This is a genomic window from Leclercia sp. UBA1284 (assembly GCF_002308415.1).
Classification (GTDB): Bacteria; Pseudomonadota; Gammaproteobacteria; order Enterobacterales; family Enterobacteriaceae; genus Enterobacter; species Enterobacter pneumoniae.
This window is the reverse complement of the sequence record NZ_DBUS01000005.1, coordinates 90,781-110,032: the sequence shown is the minus strand read 5'-3', so window position 1 is coordinate 110,032 and position 19,252 is coordinate 90,781. Positions and strand designations below refer to the sequence as shown.

20 protein-coding genes are annotated in these 19,252 nt (G+C 55.6%); 8 read left to right on the top strand and 12 right to left on the bottom strand.

The genetic code is table 11. The features are described from left to right. Nucleotides 1-98: 98 nt before the first annotated feature. Nucleotides 99-1,490: a nucleobase:cation symporter-2 family protein gene (locus tag B3511_RS02555; RefSeq protein ID WP_040077815.1), complete on the bottom strand. Its 1,392-nt coding sequence runs from the start codon at nucleotides 1,488-1,490 to the stop codon at nucleotides 99-101. A 223-nt stretch (nucleotides 1,491-1,713) separates the two neighbouring features. Here B3511_RS02555 and gltS point away from each other — a divergent pair, with 223 nt between their 5' ends. Then, nucleotides 1,714-2,916 (top strand): sodium/glutamate symporter, encoded by a 1,203-nt coding sequence (gene gltS / locus B3511_RS02550; protein WP_207292723.1) that lies wholly within the window; start codon nucleotides 1,714-1,716, stop codon nucleotides 2,914-2,916. 3 nt (nucleotides 2,917-2,919) lie between these two features. Here gltS and recG read toward each other — a convergent pair whose 3' ends face one another. Genes recG through gmk form a run of 5 tightly spaced genes read right to left on the bottom strand, consistent with a single transcriptional unit; the run spans nucleotide 2,920 to nucleotide 8,783 of the window. Then, on the bottom strand, nucleotides 2,920-5,001 hold the full coding sequence (recG, locus tag B3511_RS02545) for an ATP-dependent DNA helicase RecG (RefSeq protein WP_263616511.1): 2,082 nt from the start codon (nucleotides 4,999-5,001) through the stop codon (nucleotides 2,920-2,922). 3 nt (nucleotides 5,002-5,004) lie between these two features. After that, a complete protein-coding gene (gene trmH / locus B3511_RS02540; RefSeq protein WP_040077819.1) occupies nucleotides 5,005-5,694 on the bottom strand; it encodes a tRNA (guanosine(18)-2'-O)-methyltransferase TrmH in 690 nt (229 codons plus the stop codon). 4 nt (nucleotides 5,695-5,698) lie between these two features. Then, nucleotides 5,699-7,810, bottom strand: coding sequence for a bifunctional GTP diphosphokinase/guanosine-3',5'-bis pyrophosphate 3'-pyrophosphohydrolase (gene spoT / locus B3511_RS02535; RefSeq protein ID WP_040077821.1), 2,112 nt, complete (start codon nucleotides 7,808-7,810; stop codon nucleotides 5,699-5,701). 19 nt (nucleotides 7,811-7,829) lie between these two features. Next, nucleotides 7,830-8,105: a DNA-directed RNA polymerase subunit omega gene (rpoZ, locus tag B3511_RS02530; RefSeq protein WP_000135058.1), complete on the bottom strand. Its 276-nt coding sequence runs from the start codon at nucleotides 8,103-8,105 to the stop codon at nucleotides 7,830-7,832. Between the two features lie 54 nt (nucleotides 8,106-8,159). Next, a complete protein-coding gene (gene gmk, locus B3511_RS02525) occupies nucleotides 8,160-8,783 on the bottom strand; it encodes a guanylate kinase (protein WP_040077822.1) in 624 nt (207 codons plus the stop codon). Between the two features lie 252 nt (nucleotides 8,784-9,035). Between gmk and ligB the strand changes: the two genes are divergently transcribed. After that, a complete protein-coding gene (ligB, locus tag B3511_RS02520; protein WP_286772630.1) occupies nucleotides 9,036-10,790 on the top strand; it encodes an NAD-dependent DNA ligase LigB in 1,755 nt (584 codons plus the stop codon). On the opposite strand, the gene B3511_RS02515 is transcribed toward ligB, so the two are convergent. Continuing rightward, nucleotides 10,717-11,334, bottom strand: coding sequence for a trimeric intracellular cation channel family protein (locus tag B3511_RS02515; protein WP_040077823.1), 618 nt, complete (start codon nucleotides 11,332-11,334; stop codon nucleotides 10,717-10,719). The two genes, ligB and B3511_RS02515, sit on opposite strands and share 74 nt — an antisense overlap. Before the next feature lie 210 nt (nucleotides 11,335-11,544). Then, nucleotides 11,545-12,408: a YicC/YloC family endoribonuclease gene (locus B3511_RS02510; protein WP_040077824.1), complete on the bottom strand. Its 864-nt coding sequence runs from the start codon at nucleotides 12,406-12,408 to the stop codon at nucleotides 11,545-11,547. 125 nt (nucleotides 12,409-12,533) lie between these two features. Between B3511_RS02510 and rph the strand changes: the two genes are divergently transcribed. Next, nucleotides 12,534-13,250: a ribonuclease PH gene (gene rph / locus B3511_RS02505; RefSeq protein ID WP_040077825.1), complete on the top strand. Its 717-nt coding sequence runs from the start codon at nucleotides 12,534-12,536 to the stop codon at nucleotides 13,248-13,250. Nucleotides 13,251-13,312: 62 nt separating this feature from the next. Beyond that, entirely contained in the window at nucleotides 13,313-13,954 is a 642-nt protein-coding gene (gene pyrE / locus B3511_RS02500) for an orotate phosphoribosyltransferase (protein WP_040077826.1), read from the top strand. Between the two features lie 60 nt (nucleotides 13,955-14,014). On the opposite strand, the gene slmA is transcribed toward pyrE, so the two are convergent. The 3 genes from slmA to coaBC form a co-directional block, all read right to left on the bottom strand. Continuing rightward, a complete protein-coding gene (slmA, locus tag B3511_RS02495; protein WP_040077827.1) occupies nucleotides 14,015-14,611 on the bottom strand; it encodes a nucleoid occlusion factor SlmA in 597 nt (198 codons plus the stop codon). A gap of 120 nt (nucleotides 14,612-14,731) precedes the next feature. Then, nucleotides 14,732-15,190 (bottom strand): dUTP diphosphatase, encoded by a 459-nt coding sequence (gene dut, locus B3511_RS02490; RefSeq protein ID WP_040077828.1) that lies wholly within the window; start codon nucleotides 15,188-15,190, stop codon nucleotides 14,732-14,734. Next, nucleotides 15,168-16,382 (bottom strand): bifunctional phosphopantothenoylcysteine decarboxylase/phosphopantothenate--cysteine ligase CoaBC, encoded by a 1,215-nt coding sequence (gene coaBC / locus B3511_RS02485; protein ID WP_040077829.1) that lies wholly within the window; start codon nucleotides 16,380-16,382, stop codon nucleotides 15,168-15,170. Before coaBC ends, dut begins: the two co-directional genes overlap by 23 nt. 174 nt (nucleotides 16,383-16,556) lie before the next feature. Here coaBC and radC point away from each other — a divergent pair, with 174 nt between their 5' ends. The 4 genes from radC to mutM all read left to right on the top strand — a co-directional run bounded on the left by radC (nucleotide 16,557) and on the right by mutM (nucleotide 18,747). Next, the gene (gene radC, locus B3511_RS02480; protein WP_212478178.1) at nucleotides 16,557-17,222 is read left to right on the top strand and encodes a RadC family protein; all 666 of its coding nucleotides are present in this window, start codon (nucleotides 16,557-16,559) and stop codon (nucleotides 17,220-17,222) included. Between the two features lie 216 nt (nucleotides 17,223-17,438). Further along, the gene (rpmB, locus tag B3511_RS02475) at nucleotides 17,439-17,675 is read left to right on the top strand and encodes a 50S ribosomal protein L28 (protein WP_002436699.1); all 237 of its coding nucleotides are present in this window, start codon (nucleotides 17,439-17,441) and stop codon (nucleotides 17,673-17,675) included. 22 nt (nucleotides 17,676-17,697) lie between these two features. Further along, the gene (gene rpmG / locus B3511_RS02470) at nucleotides 17,698-17,865 is read left to right on the top strand and encodes a 50S ribosomal protein L33 (protein WP_003024094.1); all 168 of its coding nucleotides are present in this window, start codon (nucleotides 17,698-17,700) and stop codon (nucleotides 17,863-17,865) included. Nucleotides 17,866-17,937: 72 nt separating this feature from the next. After that, on the top strand, nucleotides 17,938-18,747 hold the full coding sequence (gene mutM, locus B3511_RS02465) for a bifunctional DNA-formamidopyrimidine glycosylase/DNA-(apurinic or apyrimidinic site) lyase (RefSeq protein WP_046886307.1): 810 nt from the start codon (nucleotides 17,938-17,940) through the stop codon (nucleotides 18,745-18,747). A gap of 17 nt (nucleotides 18,748-18,764) precedes the next feature. Here mutM and coaD read toward each other — a convergent pair whose 3' ends face one another. Next, nucleotides 18,765-19,244, bottom strand: a complete 480-nt coding sequence (gene coaD / locus B3511_RS02460; RefSeq protein WP_286772320.1) for a pantetheine-phosphate adenylyltransferase — start codon at nucleotides 19,242-19,244, stop codon at nucleotides 18,765-18,767. Between the last annotated feature and the right edge of the window lie 8 nt (nucleotides 19,245-19,252).

Below are 19,252 nucleotides of genomic sequence, written 5' to 3'. Positions count from 1 at the left end.
GCACATAGAGGAGTTATGCAACATTTGGGCGCAATGCTCAAGGCGGGATTGGTAAATCGATGTCACGGCAGCCGGACGCGGCTGCCGTGAAAAGGGGATTAGCTCTTCTCTGGCGGGAAGATCAGGTTGAGCACGATAGCGGTGATACCGCCGGCGGCAATGCCGGAAGAGAGCAGGTTTTTCACCCAGTCCGGCGCAAACTGCAGGATCAATGGCTGCTGAGAAACGCCCAGGCCCACGGCCAGAGAGAGCGCAATAATCATGATTGCACGACGGTTCAGCGGCTCACGCGAGACAATGCGCACGCCAGAGGCAGCGATGGTACCAAACATCACTAGCGTTGCGCCGCCCAGTACCGGTTCCGGAATGTGCTGAACAAAGCCGCTCACCGCCGGGAACAGACCCAGCACAATCAGCATCAGCGCCACCACAAAGCCAACGTAACGGCTGGCAACGCCCGTCAGCTGGATCACGCCATTGTTCTGGCCGAAGCAGGAGTTCGGGAAGGTGTTAAAGACCGCAGAAACAAACGAGTTCAGCCCGTTTGCCAGTACGCCGCCTTTCAGGCGTTTCATATACAGCGGGCCAGACACCGGCTGCTCTGAAACATCAGAGGTGGCGGTGATATCACCGATCGTTTCCAGAGAGGTGATCATAAAGACCAGCATCAGCGGCAGCAGCAGACCCCAGTCAATGCCCAGGCCGTAATACAGCGGCGTCGGGACGGTGATCAGTGCACTGTTTGTCGGTGCGGTGTTCTCGGGCAGCATGCCCATAGCCCACGCCGCCAGGTAGCCTGCTGCCATTGCAATCACCAGCGAGGCGACCCGCAGGTAAGGGTTACGCTGGCGGTTAAGCAGAATAATGATGGCCAGTACGATACCTGCCAGCAGCAGATTTTTCGGCGCGCCGAAGGTATGGTCGTTCATCGCTGCATAGCCGCCGCCGATGGACGTCAGCCCTACCTGGATAAGCGACAGGCCGATAATCATCACCACCACGCCGGAGACCAGCGGGGTAATGATGCGGCGCGCCAGATGCAGCACGCGGGAGATAACCATCTCGGTGCAGCTTGCCAGCATCAGGGTGCCAAACAGCGCTGCCATCATTGTCGGCACATCGGCGCCGCCGGTTTTCAGCGCGGTGCCGCCCATAATCAGCGGCGCCACAAAGTTAAAACTGGTGCCCTGGATCGACAGCAGGCCAGAGCCCACCGGACCCCAGGCTTTAATCTGGATAATAGAGGCCACGCCAGAGGCGAACAGCGACATACTGATAATGTGCTGGGTGTCCTGCGCCGGTAAACCGAGCGCCTGGCAGATCAGCAGCGCCGGCGTTATCACCGCGACAAACATCGCAAGCAGATGCTGGCAGGCGGCAAACAGGGTTTGCGCCAGCGGTGGGCGGTCTTCAAGACGGTAAATCAGTTCACTGTTATGCTGCTGCGCAATCGGTTGCGCATCTTGCTGTTCTACGGCGTTAACGGACATCGGCTGCGATCCCAGGAGGAAAAGCGGGCATTCTAGCCGATGGCGCAATAAAAGCAAACGATTGCCAGCGAAATTTACGGATAAAGGCCTCCAGTTTGTGCGGCTTTTTCTATATCGGGAGAAAAAAGTTAATTACACTTCCATCGCCGGGGCTCATGAGGAGCGCAAACCGGCCAGGATAACGCCGTGTGTGCATGGAACATACGCATAAAAGGAGCCTTCTATGATTCATCTCGATACGTTGTCGACGCTTGTTGCGGCAACGCTGGTTTTACTGCTCGGACGTAAGCTGGTTCATCGTGTTTCCTTTCTTCGTCGCTATACCATTCCCGAACCCGTCGCCGGCGGCCTGCTGGCAGCGCTGGCGCTGCTGGCGTTGAAGCAAAGCATGGGCTGGGAAATCAACTTTGATATGACTTTGAAAGAGCCGCTGATGCTGGCGTTCTTCGCGACGATCGGCCTGAACGCAAATCTGGCCAGCCTGCGCGCCGGTGGCAAAGTGCTGGGGGTGTTCCTGATTGTGGTGGTCGGACTGCTGGTAATGCAAAACGCCATCGGCATTGGCATGGCCTCTCTGCTGGGGCTGGATCCGCTGATGGGACTGCTCGCGGGCTCAATTACCCTTTCAGGCGGACACGGTACCGGGGCAGCGTGGAGCAAAGTCTTTATTGAGCGCTACGGCTTTCAGAATGCCACCGAAGTGGCGATGGCCTGCGCAACGTTCGGGCTGGTGCTGGGCGGGCTGATCGGCGGCCCGGTGGCGCGCTATCTGGTGAAACGCTCCTCCACGCCAAACGGCAGGCCGGACGATGAAATGGTGCCGTCGGCTTTTGAAAAGCCCGAGGTTGGCCGCGTGATCACGTCGCTGGTACTGATTGAAACCATCGCGCTTATCGCCATCTGTTTGACCGCCGGTAAACTCATTGCGCAATGGCTGGCGGGGACGACATTTGAATTACCGACCTTCGTTTGCGTGCTCTTTGTTGGGGTCATCCTCAGCAATGGCCTGTCGCTGATGGGGTTCTATCGTGTGTTTGAACGCGCGGTGTCGGTGCTGGGGAACGTCTGCCTGTCGCTGTTCCTGGCGATGGCGTTAATGAGCCTGAAGCTGTGGGAACTGGCCTCGCTGGCTCTGCCGATGCTGGCGATTCTGGCAGTCCAGACGCTGTTTATGGCCTTTTATGCCATCTTTGTGACCTGGCGATTGATGGGTAAAAACTACGATGCGGCGGTGCTGGCGGCAGGGCATTGCGGGTTTGGTCTGGGGGCCACGCCAACGGCGATTGCCAATATGCAGGCGATAACCGAGCGGTTTGGTCCATCACATATGGCGTTTCTGGTGGTGCCGATGGTCGGTGCGTTCTTTATTGATATCGTGAACGCGCTGGTCATAAAACTCTATCTGATGCTGCCCATTTTTGGCTAAGCCTCAGGCGTTGGAGTAGCGCTCGGTCTCGGGCATCCAGCGATCAATTAACGCTGCCGCTTGCTCAGGGTAGCGTTCGTGAATATGCCGCGCCAGGCGCTGAACTTCGGGGATCATTGCCTGGTCGCGCAGTAAATCGGCCACTTTGAATTCCGCATTCCCGGTCTGGCGTGTGCCCAGCAGTTCGCCAGGCCCGCGGATTTCCAGATCTTTTTGTGCAATCACAAACCCGTCGTTACTGTCGCGCAACACCTGCAGGCGCATTTGGGCGGTTTTCGAGAGCGGGGATTTATAAAGTAATACACAATGAGACGCCACCGCGCCACGGCCGACGCGGCCACGCAGCTGGTGGAGTTGCGCAAGGCCCAGACGCTCCGGGTTCTCGATAATCATCAGGCTGGCATTAGGCACGTCTACGCCCACTTCAATGACCGTGGTGGCAATCAGCAAATGCAGCTCGCCCAGTTTAAATGCCTGCATCACCGCCTGTTTATCGGCCGGCTTCATACGGCCATGTACCAGGCCGATATTCAGCTCCGGCAGGGCGAGCTTTAGCTCTTCCCAGGTCGCTTCGGCGGCCTGCGCTTCCAGCAGGTCGGACTCTTCAATCAGGGTGCAGACCCAGTACGCCTGCCGCCCTTCCTGCATGCAGGCGTTGCGCACGCGGTCGATAATCTCGCTGCGGCGCGTATCCGGAATAGCGACCGTGGTCACTGGTGTTCGGCCTGGCGGCAGCTCGTCAATGGTGGAGGTATCCAGATCGGCGTAGGCGGTCATCGCCAGGGTGCGCGGAATGGGGGTCGCGGTCATGATCAGCTGATGCGGGTGGAAACCCTGCTGCAGCCCTTTCTCCCACAGCGCCAGGCGCTGATGCACGCCAAAGCGGTGCTGCTCATCAATAATGACCAGCGCCAGGCCATTAAACTGCACCTGTTCCTGGAATATGGCATGGGTTCCGACAATCATCTGCACCTGGCCGCTGGCGATCGCCTCTTGTTGCGCAAGGCGCGCTTTGCCTTTTTGCTTTCCGGCCAGCCAGCCGACTTCGATGCCCAGCGGGGCAAACCAGTTGCGGAAGTTATTGGCATGCTGTTCGGCCAGCAGTTCGGTGGGCGCCATCAGCGCCACCTGTTTACCGTGCGCAATGGCGCGCAGGGCGGCAAGCGCGGCAACCAGCGTTTTACCGGAGCCCACATCCCCCTGAACCAGACGCATCATCGGTACGTCGAGCCCCATGTCGCGCTCAACTTCAGCCACCACCCGGGCCTGGGCACCGGTGGGTTTGAACGGCAGCGAGGCCAGCAGCTTATCTTTTAAATCATCGCGCGGCGTAAGAGGCAGAGCGTGGAAGCGCTGGGCGCCCGCACGCAGGGCCAGCATACTGAGGTTATGCGCCAGCAATTCTTCAAGGATAAGCCGCCGCTGGGCGGGATGTTGTCCGCTCTCTAAATCGCTAAGCTGCAATGACGGCGGCGGACGGTGCAGGGTGCGCATCGCTTCCGGCAGGCTCATCATCCCTTGCGCCAGCTCTGGCGGCAAAAGCTCGGCGATAGCGCAGGTATCCAGCAATTCCAGCGCCTGGTCGGTGAGTTTACGCAACGTCGCCTGTTTAACCCCTTCGGTGGTGGGATAAACCGGCGTCAACGTCTCTTGCAACTCAGGCGTACTGAGATCCCCCTGCACACGATACTCCGGGTGGATCATCTCCGCGCCGTATTTGCCGCGTTTGGCTTCGCCATAGGCTAAAACCCGTCGCCCGGTGGCGAGACTGTTTTTCATCGCCGCGCTGAAGTTGAAGAAACGCATCGTAAGAACGCCGGAGCCATCGCTAATCTGGCAGGTCATCATCCGGCGGCCGCCGAAGGTGATGTTGCAGTTCAGGACTTCGCCTTCAACTGTGGCGTATATGCCAGGCAACAGGTCGTCGATGCGGTAGAGATGGGTGCGATCTTCGTAACGCAGGGGGAAGTGAAGCAGCAAATCCTGCACGGTATGCAGGCCAATCTTCGCCAGTTTACTGCTTTGCGCCGCACCCACGCCCGTAAGCGTGTTAAGAGGAACGGCGTCGAGCAGGCGGCCTTTCATGATTTATCCCGCGTACTGCATGGTAGCCCACCACCCGGCATCGGCTTCGATCTCGCCCTGCGCGTTGACGTGGGGGTAGGGTAACTTTTTCTGCTTCGCCACGCGGGCCAGCACCGGATAACCACCTTCGAACAGCAGACGCTGTTGCTCCTCTTCCGGCAACATGCTGTTGCTACGCTGGTACATACCGGCGTTCTGACGCTGGCGCTGTGCTTCGTAGAGAATCAGAGCGGAGGCCACCGAGACGTTCAACGACTGCACCATGCCGATCATCGGGATGATAATGTCCTGATCCGCCAGATCTAACGCTTCCTGGGTGATCCCAGTCTTTTCCTGACCCATCAAAATGCAGGTAGGACGGGTGTAGTCGATCTCACGAAAATCGACGGCCTTATCGGAGAGATGGGTCGCCAGCACCTGCATTCCGCGCCCTTTAAGGTGCGAAACGGCTTCGCTGATGGTTTTGTGATTTTTTACCTGCACCCAGCTGTTGCTGCCCGCCGCCGCAGACACCATCGGGCGCATGCGGTGATCCTGCCAGACGGCGTGCACTTCGTGCACACCCACGGCATCGGCGGTACGGACGATAGCAGAGACGTTATGCGGCTTATGTACCTGCTCCATGCACACCGTCAGATCCGGCTGTCGCCTGGCGAGCATCTCACAGATACGCTCGTAACGTTTCGCGTTCATCAGCTTAGTTTCTGTTACGGGTGACTTTGATAACGTCCGGCATCACGCGGATTTTGCGCATAATGTTTGCCAGATGCACACGGTCACGGGCCGTCAGACGAATGAAGGCGCTGTAGACGCGGCCATCTTTCTCTTCCGTGTTCAAACTCTGGATATTGGAGGATGCCGTATTGATGGCAGCCGTCAGGTTCGCCAGTGCCCCCTGGTGGTTGAACATATCGACCTTAATTTCGGTGATAAATTCTTGCTCGGTCTCTTTATCCCACTCAACCGCCATGAACTTCTCAGGCTCTTTCTGGTAGCCGCGGATGTTACGACAGGATTCGTGGTGAATAACCAGGCCTTTACCTGGGCTGACGTGCGCCAGAATCGGGTCGCCAGGGATCGGGCGGCAACATTTGGCGAAGGTGATAAGCACCCCGTCTGCGCCTTTGATGGGCAGATGGGTGTGGCCAGACGCGCCAGGCGCTATCGGCGTGGCTTCGCCCTGTTGCAGGTTCTTCGCCACGACCACGCTCATGGCGTTGCCAAGACCGATTTCCGCCAGCAGATCGTCCATCGTGGCGAGCTTCATGCGCTCAAGCTCACGCTGAATGTTCTCTTTCGGAATCTCGTTCAGTTTACGACTGCCGCCCAGCGCATGGTTGAGCAGACGACGCCCCAGGCTGACGGAGTCGTCACGCTTGAGGTTCTTCAGCAGCTGGCGAATTTTGGCGCGGGCTTTGGAGCTGACGACAAAGTTAAGCCACGCCGCATTTGGGCGAGCGCCGGGTGCGGTAATGATTTCCACGGTCTGACCGCTGGTCAGCGGCTGCGACAGCGGATACGGCTGTCTGTCGACGCGGGCACCTACGCAGGCATGACCGATATCGGTGTGCACGGCATAGGCGAAGTCAACCGGCGTGGCGCCGGCAGGCAGTTCGACAATACGCCCTTCCGGCGTGAAAACATAAATCTCATCCGGGAACAGATCGGATTTAACGCTCTCGATAAATTCAAACGAGCTGCCGGCGCTTTGTTGCAGCTCCAGCAGGCTTTGCATCCAGCGCTGGGCGCGAATTTGCGCCGTAGTGCTGGTTTCACCGTGCTCTTTATACGCCCAGTGTGCCGCAACCCCCATCTCTGCCATCTGATCCATATCTTCGGTACGGATCTGCACTTCGACCGGCACGCCGTGTGGCCCGATCATCGAGGTGTGCAGAGACTGATAGCCGTTCGCTTTAGGAATGGCGATATAGTCTTTCATGCGCCCCGGACGCGGCTTGTAGAGGCTGTGCATCTGGCCCAACACGCGATAACAGGTGTCGGAATCATGGACGATGACGCGGAAGGCGTAGATATCCATGATCGAGTGAAAACGTTGCTCTTTAAGCACCATTTTGCAGTAGATGGAGTAGAGATGTTTTTCGCGACCGCTGACGCGGCACGGAATACCCGCTTCCTGTAGACGCCCTTCGATTTCAGAGAGGATTTTTTGAATCATCTCTTTACGGTTGCCACGTGCGGCTTTCACCACCTCTTTGATCACGCGGAAGCGGTTCGGGTACAACGCTTCAAAGCCCAGCTCTTCAAGCTCGGTCTTGATGTGATGAATACCTAAACGGTGCGCCAGCGGGCTATAGATTTCGAGGGTTTCACGGGCGATGCGGCGACGTTTATCCGGGCGAAGTGAGCCCAGCGTGCGCATATTGTGGGTACGGTCAGCGAGTTTAATGAGAATGACGCGGATATCCTGCACCATCGCCATTATCATCTTGCGAAAGTTTTCGGCTTGCGCCTCTTTCTTATCCTGGAATTTAAGCTTATCCAGCTTAGAGACCCCTTCCACCAGCTCGGCAACGCTTTTGCCAAACAGCTGTTCCATATCCTGGTAGGTGGCGGGGGTATCTTCGATCACATCATGCAGCAGCGCGGCCATCAGCGTTTCATAGTCGAGTTTCATCTCGGCCAGAATGCAGGCAACCGCCACCGGGTGCGTGATGTAGGGTTCACCGCTTGAACGTGTCTGGCCCTCGTGAGCGTCACGTGCAACGAGATACGCCTGCTGAAGACGCTTAATCTGGTCTTCAGGCAGGTAGGTTTGAATCAGTTGATTCAGGCTTTCAAACAGATACAAGGGCGACCCGCAGGTTTAATTAACGACGACCTTCAGCAATGGCGGTAACGGCCTGCAGTTCTGCGGCTTCCTGCTCTTGCTGCTCCTGGCGCTCACGCACGTCGAGGATCTGGTTGTTGATCAGACCTTCTTCGATTTCGCGAAGTGCAATAACGGTGGTTTTATCGTTTTCTTCCGGTACCAGCGGATCTTTACCGCCAACCTGCATCTGACGAGCGCGACGCGCGGCGACCAGCACCAGGTCAAAACGGTTACCAATTTTCTCTACAGCGTCCTGAACAGTTACGCGTGCCATACTTGAAATGCTCCACAGATGAAGAAATGACTGGGCATGATACTGAATGTAGGTTCAGTCTGCCAACAGTTTGGTGATTAATGCGTCATGACGCTGCTTCTGGCGGCTCATACGCAGACGTTCGGCGCGAAGAATGGTTTTGAGATCGCTCAGGGCGGCATCAAAGTCATCATTCACAATCAGGTAATCATATTCAGCGTAATGGCTCATTTCCGCAACTGCCTGAGCCATACGTTTGGCGATCACCTCTTCGCTATCCTGACCACGGCCACGCAGGCGGCGGTCTAGCTCATCTTTCGACGGCGGTAAAATAAAGATGCTACGCGAATCAGGCATTTTATTGCGGATTTGCTGCGCGCCCTGCCAGTCGATATCCAGAAACACATTTACGCCCGTAGCCAGAACTTGCTCAATGGTTTCGCGGGATGTGCCGTAATAGTTGCCAAAGACCTCGGCGTGTTCAAGAAACGCATCTCTGGCAATCATCGCTCTGAATTCGTCGTGATTAACAAAGAAATAGTGTTCACCGTGCACCTCACCTGGACGCGGCGCTCGCGTGGTATGAGAAACGGACACCTGCGTGTCGTACAACGGTTGGGTTTTTAACAGCGCCTGAATCAGACTGGATTTACCCGCGCCACTAGGGGCAGAAACAATATAAAGCGTGCCTTGAGCCATGAGAGTCTTTTGTATGTGTTAGCGAAGAAAGTCCTACATACGGGCTTATTATACACGTCGCCGCTGCGCGACGTAGCCTTTGTCACATTTTTTCCCTCTCTTGCAGATTTTTGCCTGCTTTTTTCCAGATTTATTGCCCGTTTGCTGCAACAAAAACAATTTCTGGATAACGCCTCGTGGAATTGGCTTTTGCCCATCGCACCCGGGAGTCGGTCTGCGTTATACCCATTCTCATTGCAGGGAGGGGTAACAATGTGGCGATGGGCTGGAGCAGTAATGATGGTATGGAGCGGCTACGGAATGGCGGTTTGCCCTGTCTGGTCGCACGCAAAAGCGGAGCAAGAGATAAACCGGCTTAGTGCGCAGATTGCCCGCTGGGATAAGGCTTACTGGCAGGATGGGGTGAGCAACGTCAACGACGAGGTATATGACCAACTGAGCGAGCGGTTAAAACAGTGGCAGCGCTGTTTTGGCGATGAGCACGCGGCACTAATGCTGCCCGCCACGCGGGGCACAACCCGTCATCCTGTTAGCCATACCGGAGTGGAAAAAATCAAAGATAGCGCGGCGCTTCGCAAGTGGATGCGAAATCGTGGCGATCTCTGGGTGCAACCTAAGGTTGATGGGGTGGCGGTCACGCTGGTTTATCGCCAGGGGCGACTGGTGCAGGCGACGAGCCGCGGAGATGGCCTGAAAGGAGAGGACTGGACAACAAAGGTGCAGGCGTTGCCGCGGATACCTGTTCATACGACGGGTCTGCTGGCAAACAGCGTCTTGCAGGGAGAGCTCTTTTTACGCCGTGAGGGGCACATTCAGCAGCAAATGGGAGGGATGAACGCGCGGGCCAGGGTTGCCGGGGCAATGATGCGACATGGTGAAAGCGCACTACTTAACGATATTGATGTTTTTATCTGGGCCTGGCCTGATGGGCCCGCTTCGATGCCGCAGCGGCTGACGGCGCTCACCCAGGCCGGTTTTCTCTGGACCGAAGCATGGACACGAAAAATCACCCGTGCAGAAGAGGCAGAAGCGCTCCGCCAGCAGTGGTATCACTCGCCATTGCCCTTCGTAACGGATGGCATTGTGGTTCGCTCGGGGCGAGAGCCAAAGGGAGAGGAGTGGTTGCCGGGCGAGGGGCGCTGGGTCGTGGCGTGGAAATATGCCCCGGCGGCCCGGGTGACAGAAGTGAAGGCAATTACTTTTACCGTGGGACGCACCGGGCGAATAGCGGTAGTCGCCACGCTGGAGCCCGTACAGCTGGATGACAAGCGTGTCCAGCGGGTTAACCTCGGTTCTGTGGCGCGCTGGCAGAGGCTGGATCTTGCGCCGGGAGATCAGATTCAGGTTAGCCTGGCGGGGCAGGGCATACCGCGCATTGACAGCGTGGTCTGGCGAGGGGCGGATCGTACAAAACCTGAACCTCCTGCCTCCGGGTATACCCCGCTAACCTGTTTTTATGCCACACCGGCTTGTCGTGAACAGTTTATCGCCCGGCTCGTACGGCTGAGCGCGCCATCGGTTTTGAATATCGAAGGCGTAGGGGAGGCAGGATGGCGTCTGCTTCATCAGATCCACCATTTCGAACATCTGTTTTCGTGGCTGACATTGAGCAAGGCGCAGTTGCAACAGACGCCGGGGCTATCAGCCCAGCGCGGGCTTCAGCTTTGGCACCGCTTTGATCTGGCGCGCCAGCTGCCTTTTACTCGCTGGCTGGAAGCCCTTGGGGTGCCACTACCGCGCACCGCTTTGAATGCGCTTCGCGACCAGGATTGGTTAACACTTCAACAACGAGATGAACGCAGCTGGCAGCAGGTTGCCGGGGTGGGACAAGCGAGGGCACGCAGGCTTATTGAATTTGTTCATCACCCTACGCTAATCGCCCTGACCTCATGGCTGAGGACGCAGGGCGTAAAAGGGTTCCAGGCGGAGGAGATTAGTGGCTGTCGTGGCGATAATGGAAAACCGGCAGACCCAGCTTCAGGCGCAACGCCAGCATGCGAGCCGTAAAGCCAAACAATAGAGTAGAGATAATCACCACATCCTGGCTGGAAACGTAATGTTGTAAGGCCACATATAACACGGCAGAGGCGAATGACACGCCGGCGTATAGCTCTTTCTGGAACACCAGCGGGATGCGCTTGCAGAACATATCCCGCAATACGCCGCCAAACACGCCGGTCACTACGGCAGCAATGGTCGCAATGACCGGGCCTTCGCCCATATCCAGGGCGATTTGGGCACCGATAATGGAAAAGACGATCAGGCCCAGGGCGTCCAGCACCAGGAACAGGCGGCGCAAATGCGGCATGACGGGGGCGACAATGGTCGTCAGCACGGCTGCTACGGCGACAATAATCACGTATTCAGGATGCTTTACCCAGCCAAGCGGGTAGTGACCCAGCAGGATATCGCGCACTGAACCGCCGCCAAGCGCCGTCGCTGTGGCAATAATGATCACGCCGAAAGTATCCATCCGTCGGCGGCCTGCGGCCAGCGCACCGGTCATGGCTTCGGCGGTGATACCAATAAGATAAAGGATATGTAGCAGCATATAACCCCCAGATGTGAGGGCGTCAGGGTAGCGTTTTGTGGGTTAGCTCACGATTTAGATTTTTTTGTGTGAGGCGCTTTCCCATACTTTTTCTAATGCGTGGATGGCGATAATGCAGGGGTTGAGTGATTTAAGGGAGAAATTAGGATTAGATTTACTCGGGGAAAATGAGTAAATGGCCCCAGACGGGGCCATAGGAGACAACGCGGGTTATTCGATGTTTTGAATCTGCTCGCGCATCTGCTCGATCAGCACTTTCAGCTCAATAGCAGAGTTGGTCACTTCAGAGTTAATAGACTTTGAAGCCAGAGTGTTCGACTCACGGTTGAACTCCTGCATCATGAAGTCGAGACGACGGCCTACTGCCTCTTTCTTCTTCAGGATGTTATAGGTTTCTTTTACGTGCGCTTCCAGACGGTCCAGCTCTTCAGCAACGTCTACGCGCTGAGCCATCAGCACCAGCTCTTGTTCCAGGCGATTGTTTTCGAGCTGAACTTCGGCCTCTTCCAGTTTGGAAACCAGGCGTTCACGCTGCCATTGCAGGACTTCTGGCATGTGAGTGCGTACTTTCGCCACTTCACCGCTCACCCCTTCCAGACGCTGCTCAATAAGCGCCTTCAGTGCCTGGCCTTCGGTTTCACGTGCGGTGATGAAATCATCCAGGGTGCTGTCGAGCGCGGCGAGGATTTCTGCGGCAATGGCGTCCAGATCCTGTTCCTGAGCCGCCATCACGCCTGGCCAGCGCAGGATATCAACCGGGTTAATTTCCCCTTCGTCACTCTGCATTTTGACCCAGTTCGCGGCATTAACCAGCTGTTTAGCCAGTTTTTCGTTCAGGACCAACTCCCCCTGTGCGCTGGCATCGGGTTCGTAGCGCAGGCTGCACTCGATTTTGCCGCGAGTCAGACGGGAGCGGATACGCTCACGAATCACTGGCTCGAGGCCACGGAACTGCTCCGGCAGACGAAAATAGGTCTCCAGGTAGCGCTGGTTTACCGAGCGCATTTCCCATGTGGCGCTACCCCATGCACCTTTGATTTCACGCCGGGCGTAGGCGGTCATACTGCGGATCATAGTCGTTCCTGTTTTTAAAGGAGAGATGGGGGGATTATAGCTTTCGGGGCCTTCCCAGGATAGGAATAAGCGGCATTAATCCGTATAATGCGCAGCCACATTCGTTTCAAGCCGGAGATTCCATCATGCGTCCAGCAGGTCGTAGCGCCAATCAGGTGCGCCCCGTCACCCTGACCCGTAATTACACAAAACACGCTGAAGGTTCCGTGCTTGTTGAATTTGGTGATACCAAAGTGCTCTGCACCGCCTCGATTGAAGAGGGCGTTCCACGCTTTCTGAAAGGCCAGGGCCAGGGCTGGATCACCGCCGAGTACGGTATGTTGCCGCGTGCCACACATACCCGTAACGCCCGCGAAGCGGCGAAAGGTAAGCAGGGCGGCCGTACTATGGAAATCCAGCGACTGATCGCGCGTGCGCTGCGCGCAGCTGTTGATTTGAAAGTGCTGGGTGAATTTACCATTACGCTGGACTGCGACGTTATCCAGGCCGATGGCGGTACCCGTACAGCCTCTATTACCGGTGCCTGCGTGGCGCTGGCCGATGCCCTGAACAAGCTGGTGGCGGCTGGTAAACTGAAAACCAACCCAATGAAAGGGATGGTGGCGGCGGTTTCCGTCGGGATTGTTAATGGCGAAGCGCTATGCGATCTGGAATATGTAGAAGATTCCGCTGCAGAGACCGACATGAACGTGGTGATGACCGAAGACGGGCGCATTATCGAGGTGCAGGGCACCGCAGAAGGCGAACCCTTCACCCATGAAGAACTTCTTACCTTGCTGGCGTTGGCCCGAGGGGGGATTGAGTCCATCGTAACGACGCAGAAGGCGGCGTTGGAAAACTGATTTTAAGGGCGACGTTGTCGCCCTTTTTTTTGTCTGTAGAAAAGTGAATGAGGAGCGAATCCATGAAAGCATATCAGCGCCAGTTTATTGAATTTGCGCTTAACAAGCAGGTACTGAAGTTTGGCGAGTTTACGTTGAAATCCGGGCGCAAGAGCCCCTATTTCTTCAACGCCGGGCTGTTTAATACCGGGCGCGATCTGGCACTGTTAGGCCGTTTTTATGCCGAAGCGCTGATGGATTCCGGCATTGACTTCGATCTGCTGTTCGGCCCTGCTTACAAAGGCATTCCGATTGCGACCACCACGGCAGTGGCGCTGGCTGAACACCATGAACGCGATGTTCCATACTGCTTCAACCGTAAAGAGGCCAAAACACACGGCGAGGGCGGCAACCTGGTCGGTAGCGAACTGCAGGGACGTGTCATGCTGGTGGACGATGTGATTACGGCGGGAACTGCGATTCGTGAATCGATGGAGATTATCCAGGCAAATAACGCGGAGCTAGCAGGCGTGCTCATTTCGCTGGATCGCCAGGAGCGTGGTCGCGGCGAGATTTCTGCCATTCAGGAAGTGGAGCGTGATTACGGCTGCAAAGTGATCTCTATCGTGACCCTGAAAGATCTGATTAGCTATCTGGAAGAGAAACCGGAAATGGCAGATCACCTGGCGGCGGTGCGTGCGTACAGGGAAGCATACGGCGTGTAATAAATAGCCCGGTGGCGCGATGCTTACCGGGCTTATACTTTTTGCAGAGTGAAACGGATGTTATTGCAATTGCGCGGCGACGAGCGGCCAGCGGGCATCGAAATCGTCGGTTGGGCGATATTTGAACTCGCTGCGCACGAAACGGGAGAGCATGCCTTCACAGAAAGCCAGCACCTGGCTTGCCAGCAGCGTTTCATCGATGGTGTAACCTTCACCTTCACGCATTCTCTTTTCGCGTAGCACTTGACGCAATTGCGCTTCGATACGCTCAAAAAGCTGGTTAATCCGCCCCTGCAGTCGATCTTGTTCGAACATCAGCGCGTGTCCGGTCAGGATACGGGTTAGCCCGGGGTTACGTTCACCGAATCCCAGAATCAATAGGACAATCAGGCGCAGGCGCGCAGAGGTGTCTTTCTCATCTTTCAGAATCAGGTTGATACGTGTAATCAGACTGTCTTCGATAAACTCGATCAGACTGTCGAACATGCGTGTCTTGCTGGGGAAATGACGATACAACGCCGCTTCCGACACGCCGACAGAGGCGGCCAGCTTAGCGGTGGTGATGCGTTGACTGCCGTCGCTGGATTCAAGCATCAGAGCCAGAGATTGAAGTATTTCTTCGCGACGATTCCTTTTCGCAGTTTGTTTTTCTGCCATGTTACAAAATACCCCTGAAAATAAGCACTTGTCAGGCTCGCATCCACACAGCGACCGCAAACTGGCGTTTGCGGTTTGTTATGACATTATGGCGCTGTGAAATACGGAGTGTTCGGGCGTTTATTTGCGCCCGGAATGGCCGAAGCCGCCTTCGCCACGGTCGGTGGCATCAAAGTCTTCCACCAGGTTAAATTCTGCCTGTACTACGGGTACAAACACCATCTGCGCGATACGCTCGCCCGGTTCAATGGTAAAGCTGTCCTGACCACGGTTCCAGACAGAAACCATCAACTGGCCCTGGTAATCGGAGTCAATCAGCCCGACCAGGTTGCCCAGGACGATACCGTGTTTATGGCCAAGGCCAGAACGCGGCAGAATAACCGCTGCCAGAGAAGGATCGGCAATGTGAATTGCCAGGCCAGTCGGTAACAGGGTGGTGGCGCCCGGAGCCAGTTCTACGGCGTTGTCGAGACAGGCACGCAGGTCAAGACCGGCAGAGCCGGAGGTGGCATAGGTTGGCAGCGGAAATTGCTGTCCAACACGCGGGTCCAGAATCTTAACGTCGATTTTTTTCATCATAACGGGTAACGATCTCGTCCAGTAATTGTTGGCCCAGGAGCGCTTTTCGCTCAAGCGGTAAGCGTTTTTCTCCATCCTGCCAGAATAAGTGCAGCGCGTTGCTGTCGCTGTTAAATCCTTGTGTAGCCAGCGATACGTCATTCGCACAAATCAAATCGAGATGTTTGCGGGTACGTTTTTGCCGGGCGTATTCTTCCACATTATTTGTTTCAGCAGCAAATCCAACAACAAAAGGTCGATTGATCTTTAATGCCCCCACATTCGCAACGATATCGGGGTTTTTGACCATTTTTATTGTAATTTCATCGCCTTGCTTTTTGATTTTCTGCTCGGCGATGTCAGCTGCGCGGTAATCCGCGACGGCGGCGCAGCCGATAAAAATATGCTGCTGCTGGACGTCTGACTGAACAGCCGCATCCATCTCCAGCGCGGTGGTCACATCAATACGGTGGACCTGCGGCGGCGTGGGTAGTGAGACCGGTCCGCTGACCAGCGTCACTTTTGCCCCGCGCTCTGCAGCGGCGGCAGCGATAGCGAAACCCATCTTACCGGAGCTCTTGTTCGTGATGTAACGCACCGGATCCAGGGACTCACGTGTCGGGCCCGCGGTAATCATGATGTTGAGATGTTGCAGATCGTTTACAGGCGAAAAATGGTCAGCGGCAAGATCGACAATCGCAAGCGGGTCGAGCATGCGCCCTGGACCGACATCGCCACAAGCCTGGCTGCCGCTGTCCGGACCCCAGGTAAGCAGACCGCGCGACGCAAGCGTCGCAAGGTTATGTTGGGTTGCGGCATTGCGATACATCTGCTGGTTCATGGCCGGAACTACCGCTACGGGGGCCGGTGTAGCCAGGCAAATTGTCGATACAAGGTCGTTAGCCATGCCCGCTGCAACGCGGGCGATTAAATCTGCCGTCGCCGGGGCAAGAATCACGAGGTCTGCCCATTTCCCCAGCTCAATATGGCCCATGGCGGCTTCTGCTGCCGGGTCGAGAAGACTATCGGAAACCGGAAAACCGGAGACGGCCTGTAAGCTCATGGGCGTGATAAAGGCTTTACCGCCTTCGGTGATCGCCACCCGTACTTCCGCTCCGCGCTCGCGCAAACGGCGCACCAGCTCTGGCGCTTTATAGGCAGCAATACCGCCGCTCACGCCAAGAACGATTTTTTTACCGGCCAGGCTCTTCATGATTCTTTCCTGTTGGGTTCACCAGAGAGTGGGGCATTTTATCACAATCCGAAAAGCATCGTGTTGTTGTCCCTTGAATCACTTTGCGAAGCGCTACGCAAGACGGCAAATTTCAGGTCGAGTGCTGTCCAGGCCTGTGGCAGCATGCTTTTGCAATAGTAAGGAGATAAGCATATGGAAATAACCTGCCCGATGCTGCCCCGGGAAAAGCTGCTGAAAGATGGCGTTGCCACCTTAACAGATACCGAGTTACTGGCGCTGTTTTTGCGCACCGGTACGCGCGGCAAAAACGTCTTTACGCTTGCCAGCGAAATGCTCGAACACTTTGGCTCATTGTATAGCTTGCTGTCGGCCGAGCTGGTTGATTTTGAGCGTGTCGAAGGTATCGGCATCGCGAAATACGCGCAGTTAAAAGGAATTGCTGAGCTGGCCCGTCGTTACTACGTGTCACAGATGCACGAGGATGACTCGCTGCTGAGCCCTGACCAGGCCCTCACCTTTTTACAAAGCCAGCTAAGTGAAGAAGAACGTGAGATCTTTATGGTGATCTTTCTGGATAATCAGCATCGAGTCATTCATCATTGCCGTCTGTTTTCAGGAACGCTGAATTCTGTTGAGGTGCATCCGCGTGAAATCGTGCGGGAGGCAGTAAAAGTAAATGCAGCCGCCGTGATCCTCGCGCATAATCACCCCTCGGGGCGGGCAGAGCCGAGCAAAGCCGACAAAGAAGTGACCCAACGTATCATAAAATGTTGTCAATTCATGGACATTAGAGTCGTTGACCATCTGATCATTGGCCGCGGAGAGTACGTTTCTTTTGCAGAACATGGTTGGATTTAGGCCATTTCACGCGATCCATAGGGATCTTTGTCTGTTCGGGACTTGAGCACACCGCCGAGTCAGCGTATACTACGCCACCTTTGAGAATCTCGGGTTTGGCATTTGGGCCTGGCAATCGAGAGTTCACTTAGAACTGCGATGACCGGGCTGTAAAGCCTGACGAGGCGCCGATACCCCATACGAAGCTCGAGCTAATTTGATTTTTGGAGAATAGACATGTCCCGAGTCTGCCAAGTTACTGGCAAGCGTCCGGTGACCGGTAACAACCGTTCCCACGCACTGAACGCGACTAAACGCCGTTTCCTGCCGAACCTGCACTCTCACCGTTTCTGGGTTGAGAGCGAGAAGCGTTTTGTCACCCTGCGTGTATCTGCTAAAGGTATGCGTGTTATTGATAAGAAAGGCATCGATACAGTTCTGTCCGAACTGCGTGCCCGTGGCGAAAAGTACTAAGTACTTAAAGAGGAAATAAATCATGGCTAAAGGTATTCGCGAGAAAATCAAGCTGGTTTCTTCTGCTGGTACAGGTCACTTCTACACCACCACGAAGAACAAACGTACTAAGCCGGAAAAACTGGAACTGAAAAAATTCGATCCAGTTGTACGCCAGCACGTACTGTACAAAGAAGCTAAAATTAAATAATTTTAGACTCCTTGTAGAAAAACCCCGCTTCGGCGGGGTTTTTTGCATTCTGCGTAGCCCAACGGAGGAAACATGCCTGAATTACCCGAGGTAGAGACCAGCCGCCGCGGTATTGAGCCTCATCTGGTCGGCGAAACCATTCTTCATGCGATTGTGCGCAACGGTCGCCTGCGCTGGCCTGTCTCAGATGAGATTCATGCGTTGAGCGACAAACCCGTGCTCAGTGTGCAACGTCGCGCGAAATATCTGCTTCTGGAGTTGCCTGATGGCTGGATTATTATCCACCTCGGCATGTCCGGGAGCCTACGCATCTTGCCTCATGAGCTGCCACCAGAGAAGCATGACCATGTTGATCTGGTCATGAGCAACGGTAAAGTGCTGCGCTATACCGATCCGCGTCGCTTTGGCGCCTGGCTGTGGACGAAAGAGCTGGAAGGGCACAATGTACTGGCTCATCTCGGCCCTGAGCCGCTGAGCGAAGATTTCGATGCTGATTACCTGAAGGCTAAGTGCGAGAAGAAGAAAACCCCTATCAAACCCTGGCTGATGGATAACAAGCTGGTCGTGGGTGTCGGTAACATTTATGCCAGTGAATCGCTGTTTGCTGCCGGGATCCATCCGGATCGCCTGGCCTCGTCACTCTCTGCTGATGAGTGCGCGTTGCTGGTAAAAGTGATTAAAGCCGTTTTACAGCGCTCGATTGAGCAGGGCGGCACGACGTTGAAGGATTTTCTGCAAAGCGACGGTAAGCCAGGCTACTTTGCGCAAGAACTGCAGGTTTATGGACGCAAAGGTGAGGCTTGTCGTGTATGCGGCTCGCCCATAGTGGCGACAAAACATGCCCAGCGAGCAACATTTTATTGCCGCCAGTGCCAGAAATGACATGGCAAGCCAGGCGATTATTTCAGCCTGGCTAACAGCGCCTGATGGACATTTTCTGGCAGGAAGTGTGTGACATCCCCGGCATGACGCGCCACTTCTTTCACCAGCGATGAAGAGATAAATGACCACTCTTTTGAGGGCATCAGAAAGACACTTTCCAGCTCGGGCATCAGATGGCGGTTCATATGCGCCAGCTGCATTTCATACTCAAAATCAGCAATGGCACGCAGGCCACGTATCAGGATGTTGGCCTGCTGTGTGCGGGCAAAATTCGCCATTAAATCGCTAAAACCGACCACTTCGACATTGGGCAGGTGAGCCGTAGCGCTTTCCGCAAGGGCGACACGTTCATCCAGGTCGAACAGCGGCTTCTTGCTGGGACTGGCAGCGATGGCCAGGATAACCTGATCAAACATGCTGGCTGCGCGCGTGACAATATCAATGTGACCGTTGGTAATGGGATCGAAAGTGCCCGGATAAATCGCCCGTTTAAGCATAACAGCCC